This is a genomic window from Aeromonas sp. FDAARGOS 1402 (assembly GCF_019046925.1).
Lineage (GTDB): Bacteria > Pseudomonadota > Gammaproteobacteria > Enterobacterales > Aeromonadaceae > Aeromonas > Aeromonas caviae.
Genome location: NZ_CP077201.1, coordinates 2,458,018 through 2,482,847, shown reverse-complemented (window position 1 = coordinate 2,482,847; position 24,830 = coordinate 2,458,018). Strand labels below are relative to the sequence as shown.

Here is a 24,830-nt window from a genome sequence, read left to right as displayed (position 1 = left end):
AATACGCCCCTTTCAACCCTGACTTATGAAGAAATTGCCATGATTCTCAACAATAAACAGAAACAGTACCTCAAGGGCCTGGCCCACAGTCTGAAGCCGGTCGTCCTGCTGGGACAACACGGTCTGACCGAAGGGGTGCTGGCCGAGATCGATCTGGCCCTGAACCACCACGAGCTGATCAAGGTTAAGGTTGCGTCTGAAGATCGTGAGATGAAACAGCTGGTGATGGATGCCATCGTTCGCGAGACCGGCGCCATCAAGGTACAGAGCATGGGCCATGTACTGACCATCTACCGTCAGGCCAAAGAGCCCAAGATCCAGTTGCCACGCAAGTAACAGGAAAGAGCATTCGCTCTTTCCTTCATTTCCCTTCTTCCCAAGTCGCTTGCCAAAATAGTTGCCAGGCCCTTAACCTGCGATGAATAGCCGTGGACACCCACTATGGACAAGCATCAGCTCCTCACCGATGAAGAACTGGCCATGCTGCGGGACCTGGGAAACGATGAAGACATTGCCACCAGCCAATACCTGCGCGGCACCCTGCCCCTTCCTCTCCAAAGCCTGTTGCAGCGAGCCAAGCCTCTGACACTCGAAGCCCGCATCGCCGGCTACCAATTGCGTTTCCCGCTCCACTGCACCCAGGCAGAGGAGGGCCACGCCGAGCTGCGCATCGCCGCGCCGACCATTACCGAGCTGGGTTCGCCCCATCTGCGCGCCTGGCGACTCGACGAAAAGGCCGTGCTCTGCACCGAAGACGCGGAGTACGAGGTATACAGCCTCTCCCTTGGCGGTCTCATCGTGGCCGGCTTGCCGGACTCCTCTGCCAAGGGAGATCCACTTGGCGGATACCTTCGCATCGAGGATCTCCCTCCCCTGGCCATGACAGGCACCCTCGTCAGGCACGTGGATGCCAATCAACATTACCATGACTGGGCCGTCCAGTTCCGGCTGGGCAAGGAGGATCAGGAACAATTGCGGGACTGGCTCTTCCAGCGCCACCAGGACGCCTTCGTCCAGGCCTATCAGGGTGACTAAAGACAACAGGGGAGCCCGGCTCCCCTGTCTCTTTCCCCGACGTTCAATCAGAGATAGGCAACTTCCAGGATCTCGTACTCCACATCGCCACCCGGCGTCTTGACGATGGCAACGTCATCCACTTCCTTGCCGATCAGGGCGCGGGCAATGGGGGAATTCACGGAGATCATGTTCTGCTTGATGTCCGCCTCGTCGTCTCCCACGATGCGGTAGACCACTTCCTCTTCCGTTTCACTTTTGAGCAGGGTCACGGTTGCGCCGAAGATGACGCGGCCATTGTTGGCAATCTTGGTGACATCGATAATCTGGGCATTGGAGAGCTTGCCTTCGATTTCCTGAATGCGGCCTTCACAGAAACCCTGCTGCTCGCGGGCGGCATGGTATTCGGCATTTTCTTTCAGATCGCCATGTTCACGGGCATCAGCAATCGCTTCGATAATCTGGGGACGCAGCTCGGTCTTGAGATAATCGAGCTCTTGACGCAGCTTTTCAGCGCCGCGAACAGTCATCGGAGTATGATTCATAGTCGAAACCTGGGTTGCTTTATAAAGAGAAGCTGCGGCAATCAAAAGAGAGCCGCAGCTGTCGGTTCGGATGGGGCATCTTAATATGAAGCCGCCACAAAATCCATGTCAGCCCCTGCGAGCGGGATCCCGCTTTGGGCCAGCGTTACTTGGATTCCGAGACGCCAAGCGGAGCCGACACCGTCGGTTTGCCCTGCATGATGGCGATCTCGACACGTCGATTCATGCGCCGATTCTCCGGGCTGTTGTTGGGCACCAGCGGCTGGGAATCCGCCATCCCTTGCACCACCAGACGATTGCCGTCAAAACCGGGCACCTTGATCATCTGGTGGGCAACCGCCACCGCCCGCTGGGACGAAAGCTCCCAGTTGGACTGGAACAACTCATCCTCGGTGGCCACATTGTCGGTGTGGCCGGAGACGGTGATCTCCCCCGGCACATCCTTGAGCAGCGCAGCCACCTTGCGGATCACCGGCCAGAACTGGGGTTGCAGGAAGGCGGATCCCGCCGGGAACGCCGCTTTCTCGCGAATGCGAATGATGATCTGCTGACCCAGCGCCTCTATCTCGATGGCCCCATCCTGGATCTGGGCCTGCATCTGCTCCGCCAGAGCCTTGGCCAGGGTGTTGGACTGTTCCTGCGCCTTCTGGGCCTCCTGGGCGGTATCGCCACCGCTCTGCTGGCCTTCGGTCTTGTCATGTCCACCCGCCTTGTCCGCATCCCCAGGCTGGAAATCCAGCTCGGTCTGGGTCATGTCGATGGTCTGCTGCATGATGGTGTCAATAGGCGTCGGCTCGGGGCGACCAGGACGAAACTCCTGGGCGATGACGGAGGTTCCCTTGGGGATATCCTTGACCTCCAGGATGTTCTGCACCCCGAACGCCTTCTCCATGGAACCGGCGATCTGCTTGAACTTCTGCACATCCATCTCGGCAAAGGAGAGCAAGAGCACGAAGAAGCACATCAGCAGAGACATGAGATCCGCGAAGGTTCCCATGTAACCGGGTAATCCGGGAGGCGGGCACTTGCACTTTGCCATCTGTGCGCTCCTATTCGGTCCCGTTGTTGCGTTTCGACTGATTCAGGTAGTTCTGCAACATGGCCTGGATCACCCTCGGGTTCTGTCCATCCTGGATCCCCATGATGGCGTCGAGGATCAGGGTGCGGCTCAACTGTTCCTCGCCGCTGCGCAGTTCCAGCTTGTCCGCGATGGGGATGGCAATCATGTTGGCCTCGATGGCGCCATACAGGGTCGTCAGCAAGGCGACCGCCATGGCCGGACCGATGGATTTGGGGTCGCTCATGTTGGCCAGCATGGCCACCAACCCCACCAGGGTACCGATCATGCCCATGGCCGGACCGAGATCCCCCAGGGAGCGGAACACCTTGATGGCCGTGGCGTGACGCTCGGACGTCAGTTCGATGTCCTTCTCCATCACCGCACGCACCACGTCGGCATCATGGCCGTCCACCAGCATGTCGATGCCCTTTTTCATGAAGGTATTGGGGATCTCCGCCGCCTCCAGAGCCAGAAAGCCCCCCTTGCGGGCCGCATCCGCCAGTTCCACCGCCTTGGTGATGAGATCGTCGAGCTTGTCCCCCTTGTACATGAAGGCCTTGCCCGCGACCTTGAAGGCCATTAGAAACTGGCCGAGGTTGAATTTCATCATGCAGATGAACACGGACCCCAGTATGGTGATGTAGACCGATGGCATGTCCACATACATGCTCATGGGGCCGCCCAGCAACATGCCGTACACTACGACCCCGAACCCCAGCACTAAGCCTATCAGACTCCCTAAATCCACATCCCTACTCCTGTCGCCGAACGTGCCGTCTAATTATATTGCGTTGAATTTTCTGCTATTGCGTCCCCGGCAGCAAGTCCGGCACACCGCAATCGCCGATCGGCAATGCGTGGTTGCATGCCCGTTCTTATCGGCCAGGGTCAGGATAGTTTGAGGACGCCGCGTTTTTCTGCCTCCCCCCTGTGGCCGGTCGATGTTAAGATGAGCCGTTTTTTTCAATCCCCGAGGATGGACATGGCCAGTAAAAAAATCGACCGTCTGAGTTTTGATGCCACCCTGGAAGAGCTGGAAACCATAGTGCATCAACTCGAACAGGGCTCGCTCCCCCTCGAGGAGGCACTCAAACAATTCGAACAGGGCATCCATCTGGTGCGCGCCGGCCAGCAGAAGCTGGAACAGGCCGAGCAGAAGATCCAGATCCTCCTGACCCAGGCCGATGGCAGCGAGCAAGCGGTCCCCTTTCGAGCAGAACAAGGAGAGGAGTGAGTGACCCTGGACGATTTCTCCCGCCTGCATCGGCGCCGCATCGACGATTGCCTCTCGGCACAGCTTGACGCCCTGCCCGCCATGGCGCCACGTTTGCGGGACGCGATGAAATACGGCCTGCTGCTCGGTGGGAAACGGGTGCGCCCCTTCCTGGTCTATGCCGTCGGCGAGATGCTGGGCGTCAAGAGCGAACTGCTGGATGGCCCCGCCGCCGCCGTGGAGTGCATTCACGCATACTCCCTCCTGCACGACGACCTGCCCGCCATGGATGACGACGACCTGCGTCGTGGCCAACCCACCGTACACAAGGCCTTCGATGAAGGCACTGCCATCCTGGCGGGCGATGCCCTGCAGACCCTGGCGTTTTCCATTCTGGCCGACCACCCCATGCCCGATACATTGATGGCCAACCGGGTGCGGATGCTGAGTGCCCTGGCCCGCGCGTCCGGCTATCTCGGCATGTGCGGCGGTCAGGCACTGGATCTGGATGCCGAAGGGCGCCGGATCAGCCTCGCAGAGCTGGAGCAGGTGCACCGCCACAAGACCGGGGCCCTCATCGAGTGCGCCGTGACCCTCGGCGCCCTGTGCAAGGCTGACGTGGAACCCGCCACCCTCACCGCCCTGCAAACCTATGCCGCCGCCATCGGACTCGCCTTCCAGGTGCAGGACGACATCCTCGACATCACGGGCGATACTGCCACCCTGGGCAAGCCGCAAGGCTCGGATCTGGCGCAGGAGAAGAGCACCTATCCGGCCCTGCTCGGTCTCGACCCTGCCCGTGAGCTGGCTCGCGAACTGCATGACAAGGCCTTAACAGCCCTGCAATCCTTGCCCTACAATACCGACATTCTGGAAGCGTTTGCCGATTACATCATCGAGCGAACCCACTAAACGCTGGATAACAGTAACAATATGAGCGTTGATATTAGCGATTTCCCCAACCTGGCCCTCGCGGATACGCCGGTCGAGTTGCGATCCCTGCCCAAAGAGCGGCTGCCCATTCTGTGCGAAGAGCTGCGCGAGTATCTGCTGCGCTCGGTGAGCCGCTCCAGCGGCCACTTCGCCTCCGGCCTTGGCACTGTCGAGCTGACGGTCGCCCTGCACTATGTCTACAACACCCCCTTCGATCGACTGGTGTGGGACGTAGGCCACCAGGCCTATCCCCACAAGATCCTGACCGGACGACGGGAACGCATTCACACCATTCGCCAGAAAGATGGCCTGCACCCCTTCCCCTGGCGGGAAGAGAGCGAGTACGACGTGCTCAGCGTGGGCCACTCCAGCACCTCCATCGGGGCGGCGCTCGGCATGGCGGTGGCGGCCGAGAGCGAAGGGCTTGGCCGCAAGGTGGTCGCGGTCATCGGTGATGGCGCCATCACCGCCGGCATGGCCTTCGAGGCCCTCAATCACGCCGGCGACGTCCACAAGGACATGCTGGTGGTGCTCAATGACAACGAGATGTCCATCTCCGAGAACGTGGGGGCCCTGAACAATCACCTCGCCAGGCTGATGTCCGGCAAGCTCTACACCACCATTCGCGAGGGGGGCAAGAAGGTGCTGGCGGGTCTGCCGCCGGTCAAGGAGCTCGCCAAGCGGGCCGAGGAGCACCTCAAGGGCATGGTGGTACCCGGCACTCTGTTCGAGGAGTTCGGCTTCAACTACATCGGCCCCATCGACGGTCACGACATCCATGCCCTGGTCGAAACCCTGCGCAACATGCGCAACCTCAAGGGTCCCCAGCTGCTGCACGTCAAGACCAAAAAGGGCAAGGGCTACGAGCCGGCGGAAAAAGATCCCATCGGCTATCACGCCGTCCCCAAATTCAACCCGGATGACTGTGCCCTGCCCAAGAGCGCCGGTGGCAAACCCACCTTCTCCGCCATCTTCGGTCAGTGGCTGTGCGATATCGCCGCCAAGGACGAGCGCGTGGTCGGTATCACCCCCGCCATGCGCGAAGGCTCCGGTCTGGTGAAATTCAGCCAGCAATATCCGGATCGCTACTTCGATGTGGCCATCGCCGAGCAACATGCTGTCACCTTCGCCGCCGGTCTCGCCATCGCCGACCAGAAACCCGTGGTCGCCATCTATTCGAGCTTCCTGCAGCGGGCCTATGACCAGCTGATCCACGATGTGGCGCTGCAGAACCTGCCGGTGCTGTTCGCCATCGACCGGGCCGGTCTGGTGGGGGCCGACGGCCCGACCCATCAGGGGGCGTTCGACATCAGCTTCCTGCGCACCGTGCCCAACATGGTGGTGATGACCCCGTCCGACGAGAACGAGTGCCGCCAGATGCTCTACACCGGCTATCTGTGCAACGGGCCAGCGGCGGTGCGCTACCCCCGTGGCAGCGGCACCGGTATCCAGGCCGAGAGCGAGATGCAGGCCCTGCCCCTCGGCAAGGGACGTGTCGTTCGCGAGGGCAAGGGGACCGCCATCCTGGCGTTCGGCACCCTGCTGCAACAGGCCAGAGCAGCCGCCGAGGCGCTGGATGCCACCCTGGTGGACATGCGCTTCGTCAAACCCATGGACGAGGCGCTGGTGCTCTCTCTGGCCGCCTCCCACGATCAGTTCGTCACCCTTGAGGACAACGCCATCATGGGCGGTGCAGGCTCTGCGGTGAACGAGCTGCTGATGGGCTGCAAGCAGTGCAAACCGGTGCTCAACCTCGGCCTGCCGGACCGCTTCATCGAGCAGGGCACCCAGGATGAGATCTATGCCCTGCTGGGGCTGGACAGCGTGGGCATTCAGACCCGCATCGAGAGCTGGCTGCAGGCCTGACAAGAGTTATCGCAAGCAACAAAAAAGGGCGCCTGATGGCGCCCTTTTTTGTTATTCACTGTGCCAGACCAAACCTGCTCACACACTGTCGCGAGAAGGCCGTCAACAAGATTACAAGCCGCTCAGGAACCGAGACAGACATGAGCACTCCTTGATTCCACATAAGCGAGCAGCACATGAACCTTGATCACGGCCTCGCAGCCAGTTCGTGGAGAGGTTTATCAGCCCTTGTAGATCTTCGGGTTGAACACATCCCGCAGCCAGTCACCCAGCAGGTTGATCACCAGCACCAGCACCACCAGGCAGAGACCCGGGAAGGCGGTGATCCACCAGGACCCGGAGAAGATGTAGTTGAAGCCCACGCTGATGAGCGACCCCAGGGACGGTTGATCCACCGGCATCCCCAGACCCAGGAAGGAGAGGGCCGCCTCGCTCATGATGGCGTTCGCCACCTGCACGGTGGAGATGACCAGGATGGGTGACAGGCAGTTCGGCAGAATGTGGCGGAACATGATGCGCGGGGCGCGGAACCCCATCACCTGAGCCGCTTCCACATACTCCTTCTTCTTCTCCGCCAGCACGGAGGCGCGCACCGTCCGGGCATACTGGGGCCACTCGGCGATACCGATGATCACCACCAGCATCAGGATGGCGAACTTCGAGTAGAACTCGGAGCCAAAGGTCGCCTGGAAGATGGCGGAGATGATGATCGCCACCATCATGGTGGAGAACGACAGCTGCACATCGGCAAAGCGCATCAGCAGGTTGTCGATGCGACCACCAAAGTAACCGGCCATCAGACCGATGACGATACCGAGCACCAGCTGCAGCCCCACCGCGAACAGACCAATGGTCAGCGAGATGCGGGCGCCATAGAGGATGGTGCTCCAGATGTCGCGTCCCTGGTTGTCGGTCCCGAGCCAGAAGCGGGCCTCGCCCCCTTCCAGCCAGGAGGGGGGCAGCTCCGCATCCATCAGATCGAAGCTGGTCTGGTCATAGACGTTGTGCGGTGCGATCCAGGGTGCCAGCAGGGCCGCCAGCACGAAGACCACAAACACCGCAAAGCTGAACATGGCTACCTTGTCCCGCAGGAAGTAGTAGACGATGTCGGAATTTTTGAAGCGTGCCCAACGGCTTGGGCTTGCAGTTACAGCATTAGTCATCTGTTACCCCTTGGCGGTCAGGTTGACGGTCGGGTTGATCAACCCGTAGAGCAGGTCGACCAGGGTATTGGTCACCACGAAGATCAGGCCCACGAAGATGACGTAGGCGGTGATCAGCGGCGTATCGACCCGGTGGATCGCCTCAAGGAAGAGGAAGCCGGTCCCCGGCCACTGGAACACGCTCTCGGTCAAGATGGTGTAGGCCACCATGGTCCCGATCTGCACACCGCCCACCGTGATGACCGGCAGCATGGTGTTCTTCAGGGCGTGCTGGTAGTAGACCTTGTTGTTGTCCAGCCCCTTGGCACGGGCAAACTTGACGTACTCAGAGGAGAGCTGTTCCAGCATCTCCGAGCGCACCAGCCGGATGAACAGCGGCAGCATGATGGACGAGAGGGAGACCGCAGGCAGCACCAGGTGCAGGATACCGTCCCAGGTAAAGAATCCCGACTCCCAGCCCAGCAGGTTGTAAGTCTCGCCACGGCCATAGGCCGGCAGCCAGCCCAGCTGGATGGAGAAGAGGTACATCAGCATGATGGCGGTCAGGAAGACCGGGATCGAGATGCCGATGCTGCTCACCGCCATGATGAGCTTGGTCAGGAAACTGCGCGGTCTTATCGCCGAATAAACCCCCAGCGGAATGGAGACCACGACGATGATGAGCGCGGCGGCAAACACCAGCTCAAGGGTAGCCACCAGCTTGTCGAGGATAACCTCGAGGGCTGGTCGCTTGAAGAAATAGGAAGTGCCCAGATCCCCGTGTACCGCGTTCTTCAAGAAGCGGCTGTATTTCACGAGGAAGGGATCATTGAGTCCCATCTTGTCGCGCAGTTCCTGGCGCACGGACTCGGAGACGGATTGTCCCACCAGCTCGCGCAGCGGATCCCCCAGGTTGTCCTGGATGGAGAAGGCGACCAGGCTGATGACGAACATCACTATCACGGCCTGATAGAACCGTTTCAGCAGGAATGTAAACATGCTTGTCCTTCTACGTGGCCTGTGTCTTGGCACAGGCTTCTGTTAATGGCGGGGCAACCATGGGTGCCCCGCCGGGTCCTTCCTTAAGCGCTTCGCTTACTTGTTGACCACCAGGTCACCCAGATAAGGGAAGTTCATCACGTTGACCACCGGCTTGATGTCGACGTTCTTCTTGGCACCGTAGGCCAGGTCTTCCCAGTGCAGCGGCACATAGGCAGCGTCGTCGATCAGCATGGCTTCCACCTTCTGCAGGATGGCGGCACGCTTGGCAGGATCGGTCTCGGTGTTGGCTTCCATCACCATCTTGTCAGCTTCTGCGTTGGCATAACCGCCGCAGTTGTACTGACCCATGCCGGTCTTGGCATCCTTGGTGAAGGTCAGGAACTCGAAGAAGTTCGCACTGTCTTCGGTGTCGGAGTGCCAGCCGATCAGCTGCATGTCAGCGGCGCACTTGTCAAACTCCGGCCAGTACTGGGCCACCGGCATGGTCTTCAGATCCACCTTGATGTTGATCTTGGACAGCATGGCGGAGACGGCCTGGGCAATCTTGACGTCGTTGACGTAGCGGGCAGCCGGGGAGATGAAGCTCATCTTGAAGCCCTTCTCGTAACCGGCTTCCTTCATCAGCTCCTTGGCCTTGGCCAGATCATACTGGGGCTTGAGCGCCTCGTTGTAGCCTGCGTAGCCTTTCGGGCTCAGCTGGCCGGCCGGGGTACCGAAGCCCTTGTTGATCTTGTCGACGATGCCCACCTGGTTGATGGCGTAGTTGATCGCCTGACGCACGCGCTTGTCTTTCAGCGCCGGGTTGGTGTTCTGGTTCAGCTCGATGATGATGGCACGGGTACCGGACAGGGTGACCAGCTGGGAATCCTTGCCGTTCTTCACGCGCTCCAGATCGTTCGGGGCAACCGGGTAGATCATGTCCACGTCGCCGCCCAGCAGGGCTGCAACACGGGTGGCGTCTTCCTTGATCGGTACCACGGTCAGGTTTTCGACGTTGCCCTTGGAGGCCTTGTCCCAGTAGTTGGCGTTACGCACGTATTCCAGCTTCACGCCCTGCTCGCGGAACTTGACGCTGAACGGACCGGTACCGGAGACATTGGTGGAGGCGAAGGAGTCACCGTTCTTCACGATCTCGGCCTTGTCCTTGCCCGCCTCGGTCTTGCCGCTATAGAACTTGGAGTCCATCGGGAAGATGTAGGTGACGGTCTGCAGCACCAGCGGGAACGGCTTGGCGGTGACGAGATCCACGGTGAAATCATCCACCTTCTTGGCTTCGGCGATGGGGTCGAAGATCGCCTTGAAGTCCGGGGAGGCCTTCAGACGGTTGACGGTCCATACCACGTCATCGGCGGTGAAGTCGTTGCCGGAGTGGAACTTCACACCCTTGCGCAGGTGGAAACGGACGGTCTTGTCGTCGATGCGCTCATACTTCTCGGCCAGACGCGGCTCGAACTGCAGATCCTGGGTGTAACGCATCAGGGGGTCGAACACCAGGTGAGACATCTCCAGGGTCTGACCGGAGAGCTGCTCCTGCGGGTCCAGCGAGGTGGCGTCGGACGCGACGGCGACCTTGATGTCGGCAGCAGAAACGTTGAACGCGAGACCAGCGGCGAACAGCGCCATGGCGATCTTGGATAATCCTTTCTTCATGTCTTTCTCCATGCTTTTGGCTTTTTATTGACAGACAAACCGGCGAACCGGTGCTTTCCTAGCTTGCGATTTCCAGCCCCTCGCGGGACATTCCCTTGAATTCCGGCATGAGGGAGATCAGCTTGCGGCTGTACTCATGCTCGGCATTGGTGAACAGTTTCTCGGTCTCGGCCACTTCCACCAGATGACCGTGCTGCATCACACCGATGCGGTCGCACATCTGGCGGATGACCGGCAGATCGTGACTGATGAACAGCATGGTGAGCCCAAGCTCCTGTTGCAAGTCTTTGAGCAGGTTGAGGATCTGGGCCTGCACCGAGACATCCAGCGCCGAGGTCGGCTCGTCGCAGATGAGGAAGCGCGGGCGGGTCGCCAGGGCGCGGGCAATGGAGATGCGCTGGCGCTGACCACCGGAGAACTCGTGGGGATACTTGACCCCGGCGCCGCGGCCCAGGCCCACGTGATCCAGCAGGTCCCCGACGATCTGCTCTATCTGCCGCTCGCTCTCGGCGAGGCGGTGGAAGCGGATCGGCTCGGCGATGATGTCACGCACCTTCATGCGCGGGTTCATCGAAGAGTACGGGTTCTGGAACACCATCTGCATCTGGCGGCGCAGGGGGCGACGCTCGTGCTCCCCTTTCAGGGCGGTGAGATCTATCCCCTCGAAGACAATCTTGCCGGTGTCGGGCGGATAGAGCCCGGTGATGGCACGGGCGATGGTGGATTTGCCGGAGCCCGACTCCCCCACCAGACCGAAAGTCTCACCCTCGAAGATCTCGAAGCTGATGTTGTTGCAGGCGCGCACGTACTGGCGGCGGCTCGGGAAGATGGAATCTTTGGTGACGAACTTCAGATCCACGTTCTCCACCCGCAACAGCGCGCCTTCATAGGTGCGCTCGTCCTGACTCTGGCCGAGCCAGTGGGTCTTGAGATCGATGCTGGTATCCGCCGCACCGGCATCCTCGATATAGGAGACCAGGGGGAAGCGCACCAGCTTCACATCCGAGCGGGGAACCGCCGAGATGAGGCTGCGGGTATAGGGGTGATTGGGGCGGCCCAGCACCTGTTCGGTGGTGCCGAACTCCACCAGATCGCCGCGGTACATCACCGCCACCTTGTCGGTGACGTTGGAGACCACACCCATGTCATGGGTCACCAGCATGCAGCCTACCTGGCGCTCTTTGCACAGGTTGCGGATGAGCTGGAGGATCTGATCCTGGATGGAGACGTCCAGCGCCGTGGTCGGCTCATCGGCGATGATGAGCTCGGGATCCCCGGAGAGGGCGATGGCGATCACCACCCGCTGGCGCATGCCACCGGAGAACTGGTGAGGATACTGCTTGATGCGCACATCCGGGTTCGGGATCCCCACCGCTCCCATCAGCTCGAGGGCCTTGGCAAAGGCCGCCTCGCGGGACAGGTCGGTGTTGGCGAGGATGGTCTCCACCAGCTGCTGCTCCACGGTGAACAGCGGGTTGAGGGAAGTCATGGGATCCTGGAAGATGAAACCGATGCGCGAGCCACGAATGGCCCGCATCTCGTTCTGGCTCTTGCCGGAGATGAGCTCGCCGTTGAGGTAGATATCGCCACGGGCGATGCGACCGGGCGGGCTCAACAGATCGATGACGGCGTTGCCGATAGTGGATTTGCCAGCGCCGGACTCACCGACGACGCCGACGATCTCGCCCTTTTCAACAGAAAAAGAGAGATCCTTGACCGCGGCAAGCACCCCGTAGCGGGAGGGGTACTCGATCCGCAAGTTTTTAACTTCAAGCAAGGACATGGTTACCTCTGCGGGGGACATCCGTCCCAAATAATTCGTCCGTAAATCAGCCGCAGATGCTGGTTGTGCCTTGGTACTGCTCGAGAGCCGTTGTTGTGTAATTAACGCTCAATCCATGAGGCAGCCAAACCAGCGATCCGGGCGGGTTTTTTGCATTTTTTTGGAATAACCCGCGAGTAAGTTAGTCGGTTTGCCCGCGGGTGTAAATGATCCAGTTATACAATTTCGCAATACTTTGCCCAGAGAATGCCGACACCCTGGGGTTAAAATGTCGATAAAAGTCACATTACCAGAGATTACGCTGGCAATGCGAGACCATCAACCAATTATGTTTCAACAAAATAGCAACAAACCATCTTATTCACTATCAGCATTATGCTGGCGAGCTTCGAATGAGTAGTGAATATTTATGTGAAATGATTTTTTGACGGCAGCATATCCGGAGTAAGGAAAAATAGGCAGAGCTAAATAGGGACAATGCAGAAGGATCAACCTGGGCCACAGGCCCGCCGGCACGGCAAGCCGGGAGGGATTGCATACAAAAAAACGCAGGCCCCTCAGGGCCTGCGTGTGCGGTATATCCGGCCTATTTGCAAGAGGAGAGCAGTGAAAAAACAGCGAGAGGGCGTTCAGATGCCGCCTCCCCTCACCAGTGGGCAAGCAGTTGCATGCAGGCCAGGGCGAACAGGCCGGCAATGAGATCGTCCAGCATGATGCCAAGCCCGCCGTGAATGCGGCGATCGAACCAGGAGATGGGCCAGGGCTTGAGCACGTCGAACAGGCGAAACAGCACGAAGCCCGCCAGCACCCACTCCCAGCCGGCCGGGGCCGCAATCATGGTGACCCCGAATCCGATGACCTCGTCCCAGACGATGGCCCCGTGATCCGGCATCCCGATGGCGTCGGTGGCGCTCTGGCAGATGCGGATGCCCGCCACGAAACCCACCACCAGCAGGGCGATGAACCAGGAGGTCGGCAGCCCGCTCACCAAGAGATAGAGCGGGATGGCTGCCAGGGTCCCCATGGTGCCCGGCGCCTTGGGGGAGAGGCCGGAGCCAAAGCCCACCGCCAGGAAGTGGAGCGGGTTTTTAAGGTTCAGCCGCGTCAGTTCGGGCTTTATCTTGAAAGACATCATGCGAAGTGATCCCAGCCCTTGAGGTGCAGTTCGACGGGTTGTTCGTCCTGCAGGTAGTCGATGCCAGGCTCCCCGGCCAGGATGCGACCGATGCGGGTGAACTTCACGCCACAATTGGCCAGCGCCGTGTCCAGGGCACCGTGATGCTCCTGGGGCACGGTGAAGCAGAGCTCGTAGTCGTCGCCCCCGGCCAGAGCCAGCTGCCAGGCATCCATGGCTGGCACCGCATCCTGCAACACGGGGGAGAGGGGCAGCAGATTGAGATCGATCTGGGCCCGCACACCGGACGCCTTGAGGATGTGGCCGAGATCGGACGCCAAGCCGTCTGAGAGATCCAGGGCGCTGCTGGCCAGCCCGCGCAGGGCCTGACCGGCCAGGATGCGGGGATGGGGATGGTCGAGGCGCGGCAGCACGGCCGCCAGCTGGTTCTCGTTGAGGGTGCGCTTGCCCAGCAGGTGGGAGAGCGCCAGGGCGGCATCTCCCAGGGTACCGGTCACGTAGACCCCGTCACCGGCCTTGGCGCCGCTGCGCATCAGGGCGCGACCTGCCGGGACCGATCCTTTCACCGAGACGGTGATGGAGAGGGGCCCGCGGGTCATGTCCCCCCCCACCAGCGCCACGTTGTAGTACTCGGCGAGCTCGAGGAACCCTTCGGCGAAACCGGCGACCCAGCGCTCGTTGATGGCGGGCAGGGTCAGGGCCAGGGAGACCCAGCGCGGCTCGGCACCCATGGCGGCCAGATCGGAGAGATTGACCGCCAGCGCCTTGTAGCCGAGATCCACCGGATCCATGTCGGGGAAGAAGTGCACGCCGCTCACCAGGGTGTCCGTGCTCACCGCCAACTGGGCGTCGGGGGGCAGGGTCAGCAGGGCACAGTCATCTCCAGGGCCCATCACCACGTCCTTGCGGGCGTGGGGGACCTTGAAGTACTTCTCAATCAGCTCAAATTCACCCATACAGTAAAAAGCCAGCAATAAGCTGGCTCCTCTCTTAATTGCTGACGGACAGCAGGATCAACGCTTGGGCAGCGTCTTGATCACCTTGTCCAGGACGCCGTTGACAAACTTGTGGCTGTCATCGGCGGCGAAGGCTTTGGCCAGCTCGATCGCTTCGTTGATCACCACGCGCGGCGGCACATCTTCACGACGGGTCAGCTCGTAGGTCGCCAGACGCAGGATTGCCTTGTCCACCATGTCCACTTCTTCCAGCGGACGGGAGAGGAAAGGCGCGAACACCTTGTCCAGCTCGTTGCAGTGGACCGCTACCCCGAACAGCAGATCGCGGAAATAGTTCAGGTCCACACCCTTGGTGTCCTGATCGATCTTGAACTGCTCTTCGATGTCGCCCACGTTGGCCTGGGTCATCTGCCACTGGTAGATGGCCTGGGTGGCGCAATGGCGGGCCTTACGGCGCTCGGACGGTTTCAATGCATTTCTCCTCGTTACACGTCCAGTTGTTTCAGGACGTTGATCATTTCGAGCGCGCTCAGTGCAGCCTCTGCACCCTTGTTACCCGCCTTGGTACCGGCGCGTTCGATGGCTTGTTCAATGTTTTCGGTGGTCAGCACGCCGAAGGCAACGGGAATGTCGTATTCCATCATTACCTGGGCCAGACCCTTGCCGTTCTCGCTCGCTACCAGTTCGAAGTGGTAGGTACCGCCGCGGATGACGGTGCCGAGTGCGACGATGGCGTCGTATTGACCGCTCTTGGCCAGCTTCTTGGCCGCCAGGGGAATTTCGACGGCCCCCGGTACGCGCACCAGGGTCAGATTGCTCTCCTGGACCTGACCTTGACGCTTCAGCACGTCCAGCGCGCCGTTCACCAGGCTGTCATTGATGAAGCTGTTGAAACGGGCAACGACAATAGCAACACGCGCCTCGGGAGCGGCGATATTTCCTTCGATAATCTTCATTGGAAATCCTGTCTCTGTGCAATCAATTAGGGGCCGGGCTCAAAAGTGCACGCATTCTAGCACAACAGAGCCGCGACAAAAAACCATGGCCGCAACGGGCGGCCATGGTGATGAATTCAACCGTACGCAGCGCTTACTCGCCGACGTACTCCACCACTTCCAGACCAAAGCCACCGAGGGCATGGTACTTCTTGGGGGAGCTCAACAGGCGCATCTTGCCGACCCCCAGCGCCTTGAGGATCTGGGAACCAACCCCGACCCGGCGCGAGGTGCCCTGCCACTTGGCCCCTTCCGGTGCCAGCCCCTTGTCGGCGGCTTCAAAACCCTTGACCCGGGCCAGCAGCTCGGCGCCATGGGCTTCCGCCCCCAGGATCACCAGCACCCCGCCCTCGTCGGCGATGCGGGCCATGGATTTGGGCAGCGGCCAGCTGCGGGCGCTGTGGCGGTCGGTGAGCAGCAGATCGCTCAGCACGTCGTGCAGGTGCACCCGTACCAGGGTCGGCTGGTCGGCCTTCACGTCCCCTTTCTTCAGGGCGAAGTGCACCTGGTTGTCGATGGTGTCGCGGAAGGTGACGAGGTCGAACTCGCCGTATTCGGTGGGCAACTTGCACTCGGCCACCTTCTCTACCGTGGTCTCGTGCTGGTTGCGGTATTCGATAAGGTCGGCAATGGTGCCGAGCTTGATGCCGTGCTGCTCGGCGAAAATCTCGAGATCCGGGCGCCGGGCCATGGTGCCGTCTTCGTTGAGGATCTCGACGATGACGGAGGCTGGCTCGAAGCCGGCCAGCCGGGCCAGATCACAGCCCGCTTCGGTGTGGCCGGCGCGGGTCAGCACACCGCCATCCTGCGCCATCAGCGGGAAGATGTGGCCGGGCTGCACCAGATCGGCGGCCTTGGCATGGGGCGCCACCGCGGCCTGCACGGTGACGGCGCGGTCGGCGGCGGAGATGCCGGTGGTCACCCCTTCCGCCGCCTCGATGGAGACGGTGAAGGCGGTGGAGAACTGGGCATTGTTGCGATCGACCATCAGCGGCAGCGCCAGCTGCTTGCAGCGATCCCGGGTCAGGGTCAGGCAGATGAGGCCACGACCGTAGCGCGCCATGAAGTTGATGTCTTCCGGGCGGACACAGGAGGCGGCCATGATCAGGTCCCCTTCGTTCTCCCTGTCTTCGTCATCCATCAGGATCACCATCTTGCCAGCCTTGATATCGGCAATGATTTCCTGGGTCGTGCTCAGCGCCATGGGCTACTCCATCAACATGCTTGGGGATTGAGCCAGTCGGCTCGACTTGATACTGCGTATTGTGCTCTAGATGGGGGCACGCGGCCCCGTTTCAATCCGCGCGGGATCACAGAACCGCGTTTTCCCGTCAAAACGGCTCACAAGAATCCGGACTGGGCCAGCTTCTCCAGGGTCAGGGTAGAGGCACTGCTCTGCTCGCGCTTGCCCGTCATCAGCCGCTCCAGATAGCGGGCTATCTGGTCCACCTCGAGGTTGACCCGGTAGCCGGGTTTCCAGCGGGCGATGGTGGTCTCCTGGGCGGTGTGGGGCACGATGGTCAGCCGGAACAGATCCCCCTGAACCGCGTTGACGGTGAGGCTGATGCCATCCACCGCAATCGACCCCTTCTCGGCGATGTAGCGGGAGAGCTCCCCCGGCGCCTTGATCCAGTATTCGATGGCGCGGCCGCTGGACGATTTGCTCTTCACCTCGCCGATGCCGTCCACGTGGCCGGAGACCAGGTGGCCGCCGAGGCGGGAAGTGGGCATCAGCGCCTTTTCGAGGTTGACCGGATCCCCCACCTTGGCGGCAGAAAAACCGGTGCGGGAGAGGGTCTCCAGGGAGACGTCGGCGGTATAGCTGTGATCCCCGAGCGCCACCACGGTGAGGCAGACGCCGTTGGTGGCGATGGAGTCGCCCAACTTGACGTCACTGAAGTCCAGGGTAGGCGCGTGCACGGTGAGGGCCATGTCCTCCCCCTGGCGACGCAGCTCGGCCAGGGTTCCCACCGCTTCGATAATTCCGGTAAACATGCAGATCACCTTGCTGATGACGGGGGCGACGGATGCCCCCGTGAACATTGAAAAATCAGGCTATTTTCGCAGTGATGCGAATATCCTGGCCAAGCATGCGCACATCCTTGAGGTTGAGTTTGGGGGCCTGGAACAGCCGGGTCAGCCCCGGCAGATGGAACAGGCCGCGCCCCTCATCCCCCATCAGTTTGGGCGCCTGATAGAGCACCAGCTCGTCCACCAGCCCCTTCTCCTGCAGGGCGCCGCACAGCCGTGGCCCCGCCTCCACCAGTACCGAGTTGACGTTCTGTTTGGCCAGCAGCATGAAGAGGCTGACCAGATCCAGCTTGCCATCCAGCAGCGGCACCTCCAGCTGCTGCACCCAGGCGGGCCACTCACCGGATGCCTTGTGGCGGGCCAGCAGTACCGGGCTCTCGCTCTGGAACAGGGGCAGATCCGGGGTGAGCCGGTTTTGCGAATCCACGATGACCCGCAGTGGCTGGCGCAGGGTCTCTTTGGGATAGACCGCCTTGACCGAGGGGGGCAGCTCGTCCCAGCGCACGGTGAGGGAGGCGCCATCCGCCAGCACGGTTTCGGCGCTGGAGAGCACCGCATCGTGACGTGCCCGCAGCCGCTGCACGTCCCGGCGCGCCTCCGGAGAGGTGATCCACTGGCTCTCGCCACTCGCCATGGCGGTGCGACCATCCAGGCTCGCCCCCAGCTTGACCGTCACCAGCGGAAACGCGGTGCGCATCCGCTTGAAGAAACCAGGATTGAGGGCCTCGGCTTCTGCGGCCAGCAGGCCGAAATCGGTCTTGATCCCCGCCTCGGAGAGCATCCGCAGGCCACGCCCGCCCACCTGGGGATTGGGATCCACCATGGCGGCGACCACCCGGGTCACCCCGGCCTTGATGAGCGCTTCGGCGCAGGGGGGCGTGCGACCGTGATGGGAGCAGGGCTCCAGGGTCACATAGGCGGTGGCACCGCGGGCCTCTTCCCCTGCCGCGTGCAGAGCATAGACCTCGGCATGGGGCTCACCGGCCCGCTTGTGCCAGCCCTCCCCCACCACCACGCCGGCCTTCACCAGCACGGCACCGACGCAGGGGTTGGGGGCCGTGGTGTAACGGCCGCGCCGGGCCAGTTCGAGGGCCCGGCTCATCCATTGGTAATCGTCTTGACTAAACATCCGGGCTCCTGTGTCCAGCAACCTGTCCCCGGTGGCACGGCCATCCGATGGGACAAGAAAATAGGGTGTACGCGCTTGCCGCACGCCTTCTCGGGCAGATCGGCCATGGCATCTGACGCCATGGCGACGGGCACACACATCGCAGGATGCGGCCGCACGCCCTCATACTTTTTCACCAGTGCAACGATGCGCTGTCTAGATGTCTCACTGGTGTAACAACTGGCGCTGCCGCAACGGCAGCCCCTCTCTGATTCACATAGGGAGCCGCAGGCCGGCGTTACTTCTCCAGCTTGGCGATCTCTTCCCCGAATTCGCGAATGTCTTCAAAGCTGCGGTAGACGGAGGCAAAGCGGATGTAGGCCACCTTGTCCAGGCTCTTGAGCTCATCCATCACCAGATTGCCCACCAATTGGGAGGCGACTTCACGCTCGCCGGTGGCCCGCAGGCGGGACTTGATGTGGTTGACCGCCTTCTCGATGGCCTCCATGCTCACCGGCCGCTTCTCCAGCGCCCGCAGAATGCCGGCCCGCAGTTTGTCTTCGTTGAAGGGCTCGCGGGAGCCGTTGGACTTGATGACGCGGGGCATGACCAGTTCGGCCATTTCGAAGGTAGTAAAACGCTCGTGACAGAGCAGGCATTCGCGACGGCGGCGCACCTGATGGCCCTCGGCCACCAGACGGGAATCGATCACCTTGGTATCAACGGCACTACAGAAAGGGCAATGCATCTGACCTCCGGCGTGGATGAAAATGGGCGCGGGCCCCGGGGGCTGGCGCTAGGCCGGCCAGTGTAACACGGCCATCCAGAGCCGGTAAAAGCCCATGAAAACAAGGGACAACCTGCCAGGCCTTCGGGCAGGACTCAGTCGTCATAGGGCAACGCCTCGGGGTCGCAATCCAGGTAATCGGGCTCAGGATCCACAACAAAACGACGCGCCTCGATATGGCGGTGGCCCAGCATCAGCGCCTTGCCTACCCGGTGCATGCCATCCATCACCCGACCGGCGCTGTCCAGCAGGATGGGATAGGCGAGATCCGCCGCCATCATGAGCTGGCAATGCGCCACCACGCTGCTCACCGTGGGCGTGGCGTCGCCATGGCCGTACCAGTGGTCGCGGTCAAGCTCGGCAATCTCGCCGAGTGCCACCGCCTGCACCGGCAGGTTGCAGCTCAGCCGGATCAAGCGGCGCACATCCCAGGCCAGCAGCCCCTGTTCGCTGGCGCGAAAGTGGTACTGGGCGCGAACCGTCTGCCGCAGTGACGCCTCCAGCGCGTCCTCTTCCATGTCATCGCACATGGTCACCTCTGTCTCATCTTGCCAGGCGCTGCAAAAAACAATGCCACCCGAGGGTGGCATTGGTCTTCAACCTGAAGGTCAGGCTGATTATGCGTAGACCGGGAAACGGCGGCAGATGTCCAGCACCTTCTCGCGCACGGTCGCCAGCACTTCTTCGTTGTCGTGGCTGTCCAGCACGTCGCAGATCCAGTTGGCCAACTGGATGGACTCAGCTTCCTTGAAGCCGCGGCGGGTGATGGCCGGGGTGCCGATACGCACGCCGGAGGTGACGAACGGGGAACGCGGGTCGTTCGGTACGGAGTTCTTGTTGACGGTGATGTTGGCCTTGCCGAGGGCTGCGTCGGCATCTTTGCCGGTCAGATCGCGACCGATCAGATCAACCAGCATCAGGTGGTTGTCGGTACCGCCGGAGACGATCTTGTAGCCGCGCTCGATAAAGGTCGCCGCCATGGCCTTGGCGTTCTTCACGACCTGGGCCTGGTAGGTCTTGAACTCGGGCTCCAGCGCTTCCTTGAAGGCCACTGCCTTGCCGGCGATGACGTGCATCAGCGGGCCACCCTGACCACCCGGGAAGACGGCGGAGTTCAGCTTCTTGTACAGATCTTCGTCGTCGGCGGCGGAGAGGATCAGACCACCGCGCGGACCGGCCAGGGTCTTGTGGGTGGTGGAGGTGACCACGTGAGCGTGGGGCACCGGGTTCGGGTAGACGCCAGCGGCAATCAGACCGGCCACGTGGGCCATGTCCACGAACAGGTAAGCACCGATCTTGTCGGCGATCTCGCGCATGCGGGCCCAGTCGACGATGCCGGAGTAGGCGGAGAAGCCGCCGATCATCATCTTCGGCTTGTGCTCAACGGCCAGGCGCTCCATCTCGTCGTAGTCGATCTTGCCGGACTCGTCGATGCCGTAGGGGATGATGTTGTACAGCTTGCCGGAGAAGTTGACGGGGGAGCCGTGGGTCAGGTGACCGCCGTGGGCCAGGTTCATGCCGAGCACGGTGTCGCCCGGTTGCAGCAGGGCCATGTAGACGGCGCTGTTGGCCTGGGAGCCGGAGTGCGGCTGCACGTTGGCGTAGGTGGCACCGAACAGCTCTTTGGCGCGCTCGATGGCCAGGGTTTCAACCACATCCACATACTCGCAACCGCCGTAGTAACGCTTGGCCGGGTAGCCTTCGGCGTACTTGTTGGTCAACTGGGAGCCCTGGGCTTCCATGACGCGGGGGCTGGTGTAGTTCTCGGACGCAATCAGCTCGATGTGCTCTTCCTGACGACGGGTCTCGTCTGTGATGGCCTGCCACAGCTCTGGATCATAGCCGGCGATGGTCATGTCACGTTTCAACATCCGTTTATCTCCTGAAAATCGTTTGCGCGATAGGTGAAGTGGGCCCGCGCATTGTAACGTGAGCTGGATCAAAGAGACAGTCCAACCACCCAAAAAATTGTTTATAAAATGTAAAATACGTCGCAAATTTCGAATCCCGCCCCCTGGCTTCGCTCATCCCCCCGGCCTCCCCACACCAGCAATCCGGCTCCAGCCATCGTCCCCGCTTCCCGGGCAAGGCGATGAAAACCAGAGCCAGATCATGGATATAGCATTTACTAACAGATAACATCTTTAGGCCATGGGACATCTGCACGAGCGGGTGTCGCTCCCTGCCATCCCGGAACACAAGGGGAAACGCCATGATGGATCATCTGATGCTGTTCGTGATTGTCGCGGTCTTCGCTCTCTTCTACTGGGCCTACTACACCGCCAGCCGCAAGGGTGCCTGCACCGCCAACTGGGAGACACTTCCCACCCGGGAGCAGTACCTGGCGGCCCATCCCGGCGCCGCCGACGGGGATCTCATTTTCTGCATCCATTGCGGTCATCATCAGCAGCGGGAGGTCGGCCTGGTGCACCAGATGGATTACCGCCGCCAGCACATCTGCCCCCGTTGCAAGCAGGTGCTCTATCGCGTCGAGGAGTAGGTCGGCCTCCTCGTCGCCCACGGCGATCCCGCGATAGCGCCCCCCTCTCCTGGCGCTATCCGGCCAAAAGGCCCCATGAGTTTCCTTTATTTTTAAAGTCGTTAGAATCGGGGGCCATCAAGGCTCCCGATTGTCATCCACGGAGGAAAAATGCAGGAATTCATGGCGACCAGCGAACGCCGGGCCGAGCTTTACTGGTGGTTTTCCACCCTGTTTGCTGCCGAACTCAGTGATGCACAGATCGCTGAATACGACACCTATGACGTGCGCAGCTTCTTGAAGAGCCTCTCCACCCTCGATCCCATGCGCGAAGCCGTGGCCGAGCTCAACGACGCCATCGCCCGCCTGCTGGTGCGCCCCGAGCGCCAGACGGCCCTGGCCGCCGACTTCGCCGGCCTGTTCCTGAGCGCTCCCGGGCAGGGTGCCCTGCCCTACGAATCCCTCTACCGGGGCGAAGACAAGCAGCTGATGCAGGCACCCATGACCGAGATGCAGGCACGCCTCGATCGCCTCGGCATCAATGTCAGCGACAAATACAATGAGCCTGCCGATCATCTGGCCATCGAGCTGGACCTGATGGGCAGCCTCATCATCCGCGCCGCCGAGTCGACCACCGCCGACCAGCGCGAGGCGTGGCTTGGCGAGCAGGAGTCCCTGCTGCACGGCCACCTGCTGGGCTGGTTCGAGCGCTTCGAGCAGGCCTGCCGGGCCGCCGACAAGTTTGGCTTCTACGGTGCCAGTGCCCGCCTGCTGGGGGTGTTCCTCAAGATGGACGCCAACTACCTCTCCCTGGTCAAACCGGCACCGTCCGCCGACTGAGCCCGGCATGAAGACAGCCCTGCTTCTTATCGCATGCTGGCTGCTGGCCCTGATCCCGCTGGATCAGGGTCTCACTCCCCTCGTGACGCTGCTGTTCAACCCGGACCGCGCGCTCTACGGCACCGCCCAGCTCACCGGCTTTGCCGGCATCCTGCTGACCCTCTACCTCGCCAATCTCGGGGTGGAAGTGGTGCTGCGTCGCCGCTTCCAGATAGCGGGCATGCTGGCCCTGCTCGCCGCCTGGACAGATTTCATCAACAGCAGCGGCACCGAGAGCCACTGGCTGGTGCTCTACGCCATGGCGTTGCCGTTTCATCTGGTGGGCTGGCTGGTATTTGTTCGCGGGATCCAGGCGTTTGGCCGCCAGAAAGGCTGACATCTCGTTGATTTCACACCCTTCTCACACTTTCTTTCTCTCCTGACACTTCCTGCCATACTGACACAGTCGTCCAAATGACAAAGCAATCAATTCAGGAGCCTCCATGGAAAAAGTGCTACCCGAATCGGTTCCGACACGGCATTTGTCAGGCCCGCTCTCTCCCCACGAGTTGCAACAGCTGTTCGCCCAGGCGCCCGTCGGGATTGGGGTCTTCGATCACGAATTCAGGTGTCGCGACGTCAACGGACGCTTTGCCGAACTGACCGGCCTCGCGCGGGCAGAGCACCCGGGCAAGACGCTGTTCGACATTGTCCCTGCCCAGACTCCCCAGCTGCTCCCGCTGTTTCAGCAACTGCGGCAAGGTCCCCCCCGATGCACATTTGAGGTGGAAATGGTCGGTCTCTCCCGCGCGGCCTCCCCGGCACGCTGGCAAGTGAGCGTCAGCTCCGTGCTGGATGAGGAGGGCACCTTCAGCGGCATCTTCCTCGTGATGAGGGAATCCGCGCAGACAGGCCCCCACCTCGACGCACCCGCGTCACCCGGCCTGCAGGAGATGACCCACCGCCATGCACTGCGTCTCTATCAGGCCGAAGCCCGCTTGCAGCACCTCTCCTATTACGATCCCCTCACCGATCTCGGCAATCGCCATCTGCTGCAAGAGCGCCTCACCCTGGAGATAGAGACGGCCAGGGTGAACCACCACGTCCTGGCGCTGCTGTTCATCGATCTCGACGGCTTCAAGCTCATCAACGACAACCTGGGGCACAGTGCCGGCGATCTGCTGCTCAAGCTGTCGGCAGACCGCATTCGCCACTGTCTGCGCCCCGGAGACATCGCCATCCGGCTGGGGGCAGACGAATTTCTGGTGTTGCTGCCCGCCATCAGGGAGACCCAGGATCTGCTGGGTCTCATCGAGGGGTTGCAACGCAGGCTGCACGATCCCGCCGACATCGGCCAGGAGCGGGTGAGGCTCTCCGCCAGCATCGGCGTCTCCCTCTATCCGGAGCATGGCCAGACCCCGGACAGCCTCATCAGCGCGGCGGACAACGCCATGCATGAAGCCAAGCGCCGTGGCCGCAACGGCTATCTGTTCCACTCCCCCGACATGACGGCACAGACCAGGGAGCGGATGCTGCTGGAGCAGGGACTGCTCAAGGCCATTGAGCAGCAACAGTTTCGCCTGCTCTACCAACCCATGACGGATCTGGCGGATGGTCATCTCAGCGGCCTGGAGGCCCTGATCCGCTGGCAGCATCCCAGCCTTGGCATGATATCCCCGGACCGTTTCATTCCGGTGGCAGAGGAGTGCGGTCTCATCGAACCACTGGGCGAATGGGTGATGCGCACCGCCTGCCGGCAAGGGCAGCAGTGGCTAGCCGAAGGGCTCGCCGTGCCCCGGCTCTCGGTCAATGTGTCGGTCAGGGAGATGCGTTCCCACGACTACGTGGAGCGGGTGACAGCCATTCTGGCCGAGACCGGTTTTCCTGCCGAACGGCTGGAGATCGAGGTGACCGAGAGCATCATCCAGAGCGTGGATCACAGTCTGCGGCTCTTCACCCGTCTCAAGGCGCTGGGGGTGCAGATCGCCATCGACGACTTCGGCACCGGTTTCTCCTCCCTGAGCCTGCTCAGGAGCCTGCCCATCGATCGCATCAAGATAGACAGAGCCTTCGTCCAGGCGTTGCCCGACGACAAGCACAGCCGCGAGCTGTGCCGTACCATAGTCCAGCTGGCCAGCTCCCTCGGCATGGCCGTCACGGCGGAAGGGATAGAAACCCAGCCCCAGCGCCAGTTCCTGCAATCCCTGCGTTGCGAGGAGGGACAGGGCTACCTGTTCAGCCATCCCCTGCCAGAACCCCAGCTGCCTTCCCTGCTCCCCTTCCGCCATTGAGCCTTGGCCGCGCCACCACGA

General features: G+C 61.5%; 26 protein-coding genes. 9 read left to right on the top strand and 17 right to left on the bottom strand.

Features of this window, described 5'->3' with window-relative positions; genetic code table 11:
* Window positions 1-39 precede the first annotated feature (39 nt).
* A complete protein-coding gene (gene yhbY, locus I6L32_RS11870; RefSeq protein WP_010675376.1) occupies window positions 40-336 on the top strand; it encodes a ribosome assembly RNA-binding protein YhbY in 297 nt (98 codons plus the stop codon).
* A 105-nt stretch (window positions 337-441) separates the two neighbouring features.
* Window positions 442-1,035 (top strand): PilZ domain-containing protein, encoded by a 594-nt coding sequence (locus tag I6L32_RS11865; RefSeq protein WP_043153235.1) that lies wholly within the window; start codon window positions 442-444, stop codon window positions 1,033-1,035.
* Between the two features lie 47 nt (window positions 1,036-1,082).
* On the opposite strand, the gene greA is transcribed toward I6L32_RS11865, so the two are convergent.
* From greA to pomA, 3 genes are all read right to left on the bottom strand, one after another.
* On the bottom strand, window positions 1,083-1,559 hold the full coding sequence (gene greA / locus I6L32_RS11860; RefSeq protein WP_010675378.1) for a transcription elongation factor GreA: 477 nt from the start codon (window positions 1,557-1,559) through the stop codon (window positions 1,083-1,085).
* Window positions 1,560-1,704: 145 nt separating this feature from the next.
* The gene (locus tag I6L32_RS11855) at window positions 1,705-2,598 is read right to left on the bottom strand and encodes a flagellar motor protein MotB (protein WP_042878323.1); all 894 of its coding nucleotides are present in this window, start codon (window positions 2,596-2,598) and stop codon (window positions 1,705-1,707) included.
* A gap of 10 nt (window positions 2,599-2,608) precedes the next feature.
* Window positions 2,609-3,367 carry a flagellar motor protein PomA gene (pomA, locus tag I6L32_RS11850; RefSeq protein ID WP_029314770.1) on the bottom strand — a complete coding sequence of 253 codons (759 nt, stop codon included), beginning with the start codon at window positions 3,365-3,367 and terminating at the stop codon, window positions 2,609-2,611.
* Window positions 3,368-3,601: 234 nt separating this feature from the next.
* Here pomA and xseB point away from each other — a divergent pair, with 234 nt between their 5' ends.
* Genes xseB through dxs form a run of 3 tightly spaced genes read left to right on the top strand, consistent with a single transcriptional unit; the run spans window position 3,602 to window position 6,631 of the window.
* A complete protein-coding gene (xseB, locus tag I6L32_RS11845) occupies window positions 3,602-3,853 on the top strand; it encodes an exodeoxyribonuclease VII small subunit (protein WP_010675381.1) in 252 nt (83 codons plus the stop codon).
* Entirely contained in the window at window positions 3,854-4,744 is an 891-nt protein-coding gene (gene ispA / locus I6L32_RS11840) for a (2E,6E)-farnesyl diphosphate synthase (protein ID WP_128296437.1), read from the top strand.
* A gap of 21 nt (window positions 4,745-4,765) precedes the next feature.
* A complete protein-coding gene (gene dxs, locus I6L32_RS11835) occupies window positions 4,766-6,631 on the top strand; it encodes a 1-deoxy-D-xylulose-5-phosphate synthase (protein WP_216943924.1) in 1,866 nt (621 codons plus the stop codon).
* Between the two features lie 221 nt (window positions 6,632-6,852).
* Here the strand turns inward: dxs and I6L32_RS11830 are convergent, their stop codons facing one another.
* The 14 genes from I6L32_RS11830 to glyA all read right to left on the bottom strand — a co-directional run bounded on the left by I6L32_RS11830 (window position 6,853) and on the right by glyA (window position 21,091).
* Window positions 6,853-7,794: an ABC transporter permease gene (locus I6L32_RS11830; RefSeq protein ID WP_029314771.1), complete on the bottom strand. Its 942-nt coding sequence runs from the start codon at window positions 7,792-7,794 to the stop codon at window positions 6,853-6,855.
* Between the two features lie 3 nt (window positions 7,795-7,797).
* Complete coding sequence (locus tag I6L32_RS11825; protein WP_010675385.1) at window positions 7,798-8,772, bottom strand: ABC transporter permease; 975 nt, start codon at window positions 8,770-8,772, stop codon at window positions 7,798-7,800.
* 96 nt (window positions 8,773-8,868) lie between these two features.
* The gene (locus I6L32_RS11820; protein ID WP_010675386.1) at window positions 8,869-10,425 is read right to left on the bottom strand and encodes an ABC transporter substrate-binding protein; all 1,557 of its coding nucleotides are present in this window, start codon (window positions 10,423-10,425) and stop codon (window positions 8,869-8,871) included.
* Between the two features lie 58 nt (window positions 10,426-10,483).
* A complete protein-coding gene (locus I6L32_RS11815; protein ID WP_010675387.1) occupies window positions 10,484-12,208 on the bottom strand; it encodes an ABC transporter ATP-binding protein in 1,725 nt (574 codons plus the stop codon).
* A gap of 646 nt (window positions 12,209-12,854) precedes the next feature.
* Complete coding sequence (locus tag I6L32_RS11810) at window positions 12,855-13,343, bottom strand: phosphatidylglycerophosphatase A (RefSeq protein WP_010675388.1); 489 nt, start codon at window positions 13,341-13,343, stop codon at window positions 12,855-12,857.
* Window positions 13,340-14,299: a thiamine-phosphate kinase gene (gene thiL / locus I6L32_RS11805; RefSeq protein WP_039040298.1), complete on the bottom strand. Its 960-nt coding sequence runs from the start codon at window positions 14,297-14,299 to the stop codon at window positions 13,340-13,342. The genes I6L32_RS11810 and thiL overlap by 4 nt, the downstream gene beginning before the upstream one ends.
* A gap of 57 nt (window positions 14,300-14,356) precedes the next feature.
* Window positions 14,357-14,770 (bottom strand): transcription antitermination factor NusB, encoded by a 414-nt coding sequence (gene nusB, locus I6L32_RS11800; protein ID WP_010675390.1) that lies wholly within the window; start codon window positions 14,768-14,770, stop codon window positions 14,357-14,359.
* Between the two features lie 14 nt (window positions 14,771-14,784).
* Window positions 14,785-15,255, bottom strand: coding sequence for a 6,7-dimethyl-8-ribityllumazine synthase (gene ribE / locus I6L32_RS11795; protein ID WP_010675391.1), 471 nt, complete (start codon window positions 15,253-15,255; stop codon window positions 14,785-14,787).
* Between the two features lie 133 nt (window positions 15,256-15,388).
* A complete protein-coding gene (gene ribBA / locus I6L32_RS11790; RefSeq protein WP_039040299.1) occupies window positions 15,389-16,498 on the bottom strand; it encodes a bifunctional 3,4-dihydroxy-2-butanone-4-phosphate synthase/GTP cyclohydrolase II in 1,110 nt (369 codons plus the stop codon).
* 137 nt (window positions 16,499-16,635) lie between these two features.
* Complete coding sequence (locus I6L32_RS11785; RefSeq protein WP_041212973.1) at window positions 16,636-17,289, bottom strand: riboflavin synthase; 654 nt, start codon at window positions 17,287-17,289, stop codon at window positions 16,636-16,638.
* Between the two features lie 55 nt (window positions 17,290-17,344).
* A complete protein-coding gene (gene ribD, locus I6L32_RS11780; RefSeq protein WP_216943923.1) occupies window positions 17,345-18,454 on the bottom strand; it encodes a bifunctional diaminohydroxyphosphoribosylaminopyrimidine deaminase/5-amino-6-(5-phosphoribosylamino)uracil reductase RibD in 1,110 nt (369 codons plus the stop codon).
* 277 nt (window positions 18,455-18,731) lie between these two features.
* Window positions 18,732-19,181, bottom strand: coding sequence for a transcriptional regulator NrdR (gene nrdR / locus I6L32_RS11775; protein WP_010675395.1), 450 nt, complete (start codon window positions 19,179-19,181; stop codon window positions 18,732-18,734).
* 134 nt (window positions 19,182-19,315) lie between these two features.
* The gene (locus I6L32_RS11770) at window positions 19,316-19,750 is read right to left on the bottom strand and encodes a hypothetical protein (RefSeq protein ID WP_216945167.1); all 435 of its coding nucleotides are present in this window, start codon (window positions 19,748-19,750) and stop codon (window positions 19,316-19,318) included.
* Window positions 19,751-19,837: 87 nt separating this feature from the next.
* On the bottom strand, window positions 19,838-21,091 hold the full coding sequence (gene glyA / locus I6L32_RS11765) for a serine hydroxymethyltransferase (protein WP_216943922.1): 1,254 nt from the start codon (window positions 21,089-21,091) through the stop codon (window positions 19,838-19,840).
* 341 nt (window positions 21,092-21,432) lie between these two features.
* Between glyA and I6L32_RS11760 the strand changes: the two genes are divergently transcribed.
* The 4 genes from I6L32_RS11760 (at window position 21,433) to I6L32_RS11745 (ending at window position 24,809) form a co-directional block, all read left to right on the top strand.
* On the top strand, window positions 21,433-21,720 hold the full coding sequence (locus tag I6L32_RS11760; protein ID WP_216943921.1) for a hypothetical protein: 288 nt from the start codon (window positions 21,433-21,435) through the stop codon (window positions 21,718-21,720).
* 150 nt (window positions 21,721-21,870) lie between these two features.
* The gene (gene torD / locus I6L32_RS11755) at window positions 21,871-22,539 is read left to right on the top strand and encodes a molecular chaperone TorD (RefSeq protein WP_167824688.1); all 669 of its coding nucleotides are present in this window, start codon (window positions 21,871-21,873) and stop codon (window positions 22,537-22,539) included.
* 7 nt (window positions 22,540-22,546) lie between these two features.
* The gene (locus tag I6L32_RS11750) at window positions 22,547-22,915 is read left to right on the top strand and encodes a hypothetical protein (RefSeq protein ID WP_045525778.1); all 369 of its coding nucleotides are present in this window, start codon (window positions 22,547-22,549) and stop codon (window positions 22,913-22,915) included.
* 106 nt (window positions 22,916-23,021) lie between these two features.
* Window positions 23,022-24,809, top strand: a complete 1,788-nt coding sequence (locus I6L32_RS11745) for a GGDEF and EAL domain-containing protein (RefSeq protein ID WP_216943920.1) — start codon at window positions 23,022-23,024, stop codon at window positions 24,807-24,809.
* The last annotated feature ends 21 nt before the right edge of the window (window positions 24,810-24,830 follow it).

Bases quoted from the DNA above. Each gene is read 5' to 3' on its own strand.
- yhbY (WP_010675376.1), top strand. From the start codon at position 40: ATGATTCTCAACAATAAACAGAAACAGTACCTCAAGGGCCTGGCCCAC.
- I6L32_RS11865 (WP_043153235.1), top strand. From the start codon at position 442: ATGGACAAGCATCAGCTCCTCACCGATGAAGAACTGGCCATGCTGCGG.
- greA (WP_010675378.1), bottom strand. From the start codon at position 1,559: ATGAATCATACTCCGATGACTGTTCGCGGCGCTGAAAAGCTGCGTCAA.
- I6L32_RS11855 (WP_042878323.1), bottom strand. From the start codon at position 2,598: ATGGCAAAGTGCAAGTGCCCGCCTCCCGGATTACCCGGTTACATGGGA.
- xseB (WP_010675381.1), top strand. From the start codon at position 3,602: ATGGCCAGTAAAAAAATCGACCGTCTGAGTTTTGATGCCACCCTGGAA.
- dxs (WP_216943924.1), top strand. From the start codon at position 4,766: ATGAGCGTTGATATTAGCGATTTCCCCAACCTGGCCCTCGCGGATACG.
- I6L32_RS11830 (WP_029314771.1), bottom strand. From the start codon at position 7,794: ATGACTAATGCTGTAACTGCAAGCCCAAGCCGTTGGGCACGCTTCAAA.
- I6L32_RS11825 (WP_010675385.1), bottom strand. From the start codon at position 8,772: ATGTTTACATTCCTGCTGAAACGGTTCTATCAGGCCGTGATAGTGATG.
- I6L32_RS11820 (WP_010675386.1), bottom strand. From the start codon at position 10,425: ATGAAGAAAGGATTATCCAAGATCGCCATGGCGCTGTTCGCCGCTGGT.
- I6L32_RS11815 (WP_010675387.1), bottom strand. From the start codon at position 12,208: ATGTCCTTGCTTGAAGTTAAAAACTTGCGGATCGAGTACCCCTCCCGC.
- I6L32_RS11810 (WP_010675388.1), bottom strand. From the start codon at position 13,343: ATGATGTCTTTCAAGATAAAGCCCGAACTGACGCGGCTGAACCTTAAA.
- thiL (WP_039040298.1), bottom strand. From the start codon at position 14,299: ATGGGTGAATTTGAGCTGATTGAGAAGTACTTCAAGGTCCCCCACGCC.
- ribE (WP_010675391.1), bottom strand. From the start codon at position 15,255: ATGAAGATTATCGAAGGAAATATCGCCGCTCCCGAGGCGCGTGTTGCT.
- ribBA (WP_039040299.1), bottom strand. From the start codon at position 16,498: ATGGCGCTGAGCACGACCCAGGAAATCATTGCCGATATCAAGGCTGGC.
- I6L32_RS11785 (WP_041212973.1), bottom strand. From the start codon at position 17,289: ATGTTTACCGGAATTATCGAAGCGGTGGGAACCCTGGCCGAGCTGCGT.
- ribD (WP_216943923.1), bottom strand. From the start codon at position 18,454: ATGTTTAGTCAAGACGATTACCAATGGATGAGCCGGGCCCTCGAACTG.
- nrdR (WP_010675395.1), bottom strand. From the start codon at position 19,181: ATGCATTGCCCTTTCTGTAGTGCCGTTGATACCAAGGTGATCGATTCC.
- I6L32_RS11770 (WP_216945167.1), bottom strand. From the start codon at position 19,750: ATGTGCGATGACATGGAAGAGGACGCGCTGGAGGCGTCACTGCGGCAG.
- glyA (WP_216943922.1), bottom strand. From the start codon at position 21,091: ATGTTGAAACGTGACATGACCATCGCCGGCTATGATCCAGAGCTGTGG.
- I6L32_RS11760 (WP_216943921.1), top strand. From the start codon at position 21,433: ATGATGGATCATCTGATGCTGTTCGTGATTGTCGCGGTCTTCGCTCTC.
- torD (WP_167824688.1), top strand. From the start codon at position 21,871: ATGCAGGAATTCATGGCGACCAGCGAACGCCGGGCCGAGCTTTACTGG.
- I6L32_RS11750 (WP_045525778.1), top strand. From the start codon at position 22,547: ATGAAGACAGCCCTGCTTCTTATCGCATGCTGGCTGCTGGCCCTGATC.
- I6L32_RS11745 (WP_216943920.1), top strand. From the start codon at position 23,022: ATGGAAAAAGTGCTACCCGAATCGGTTCCGACACGGCATTTGTCAGGC.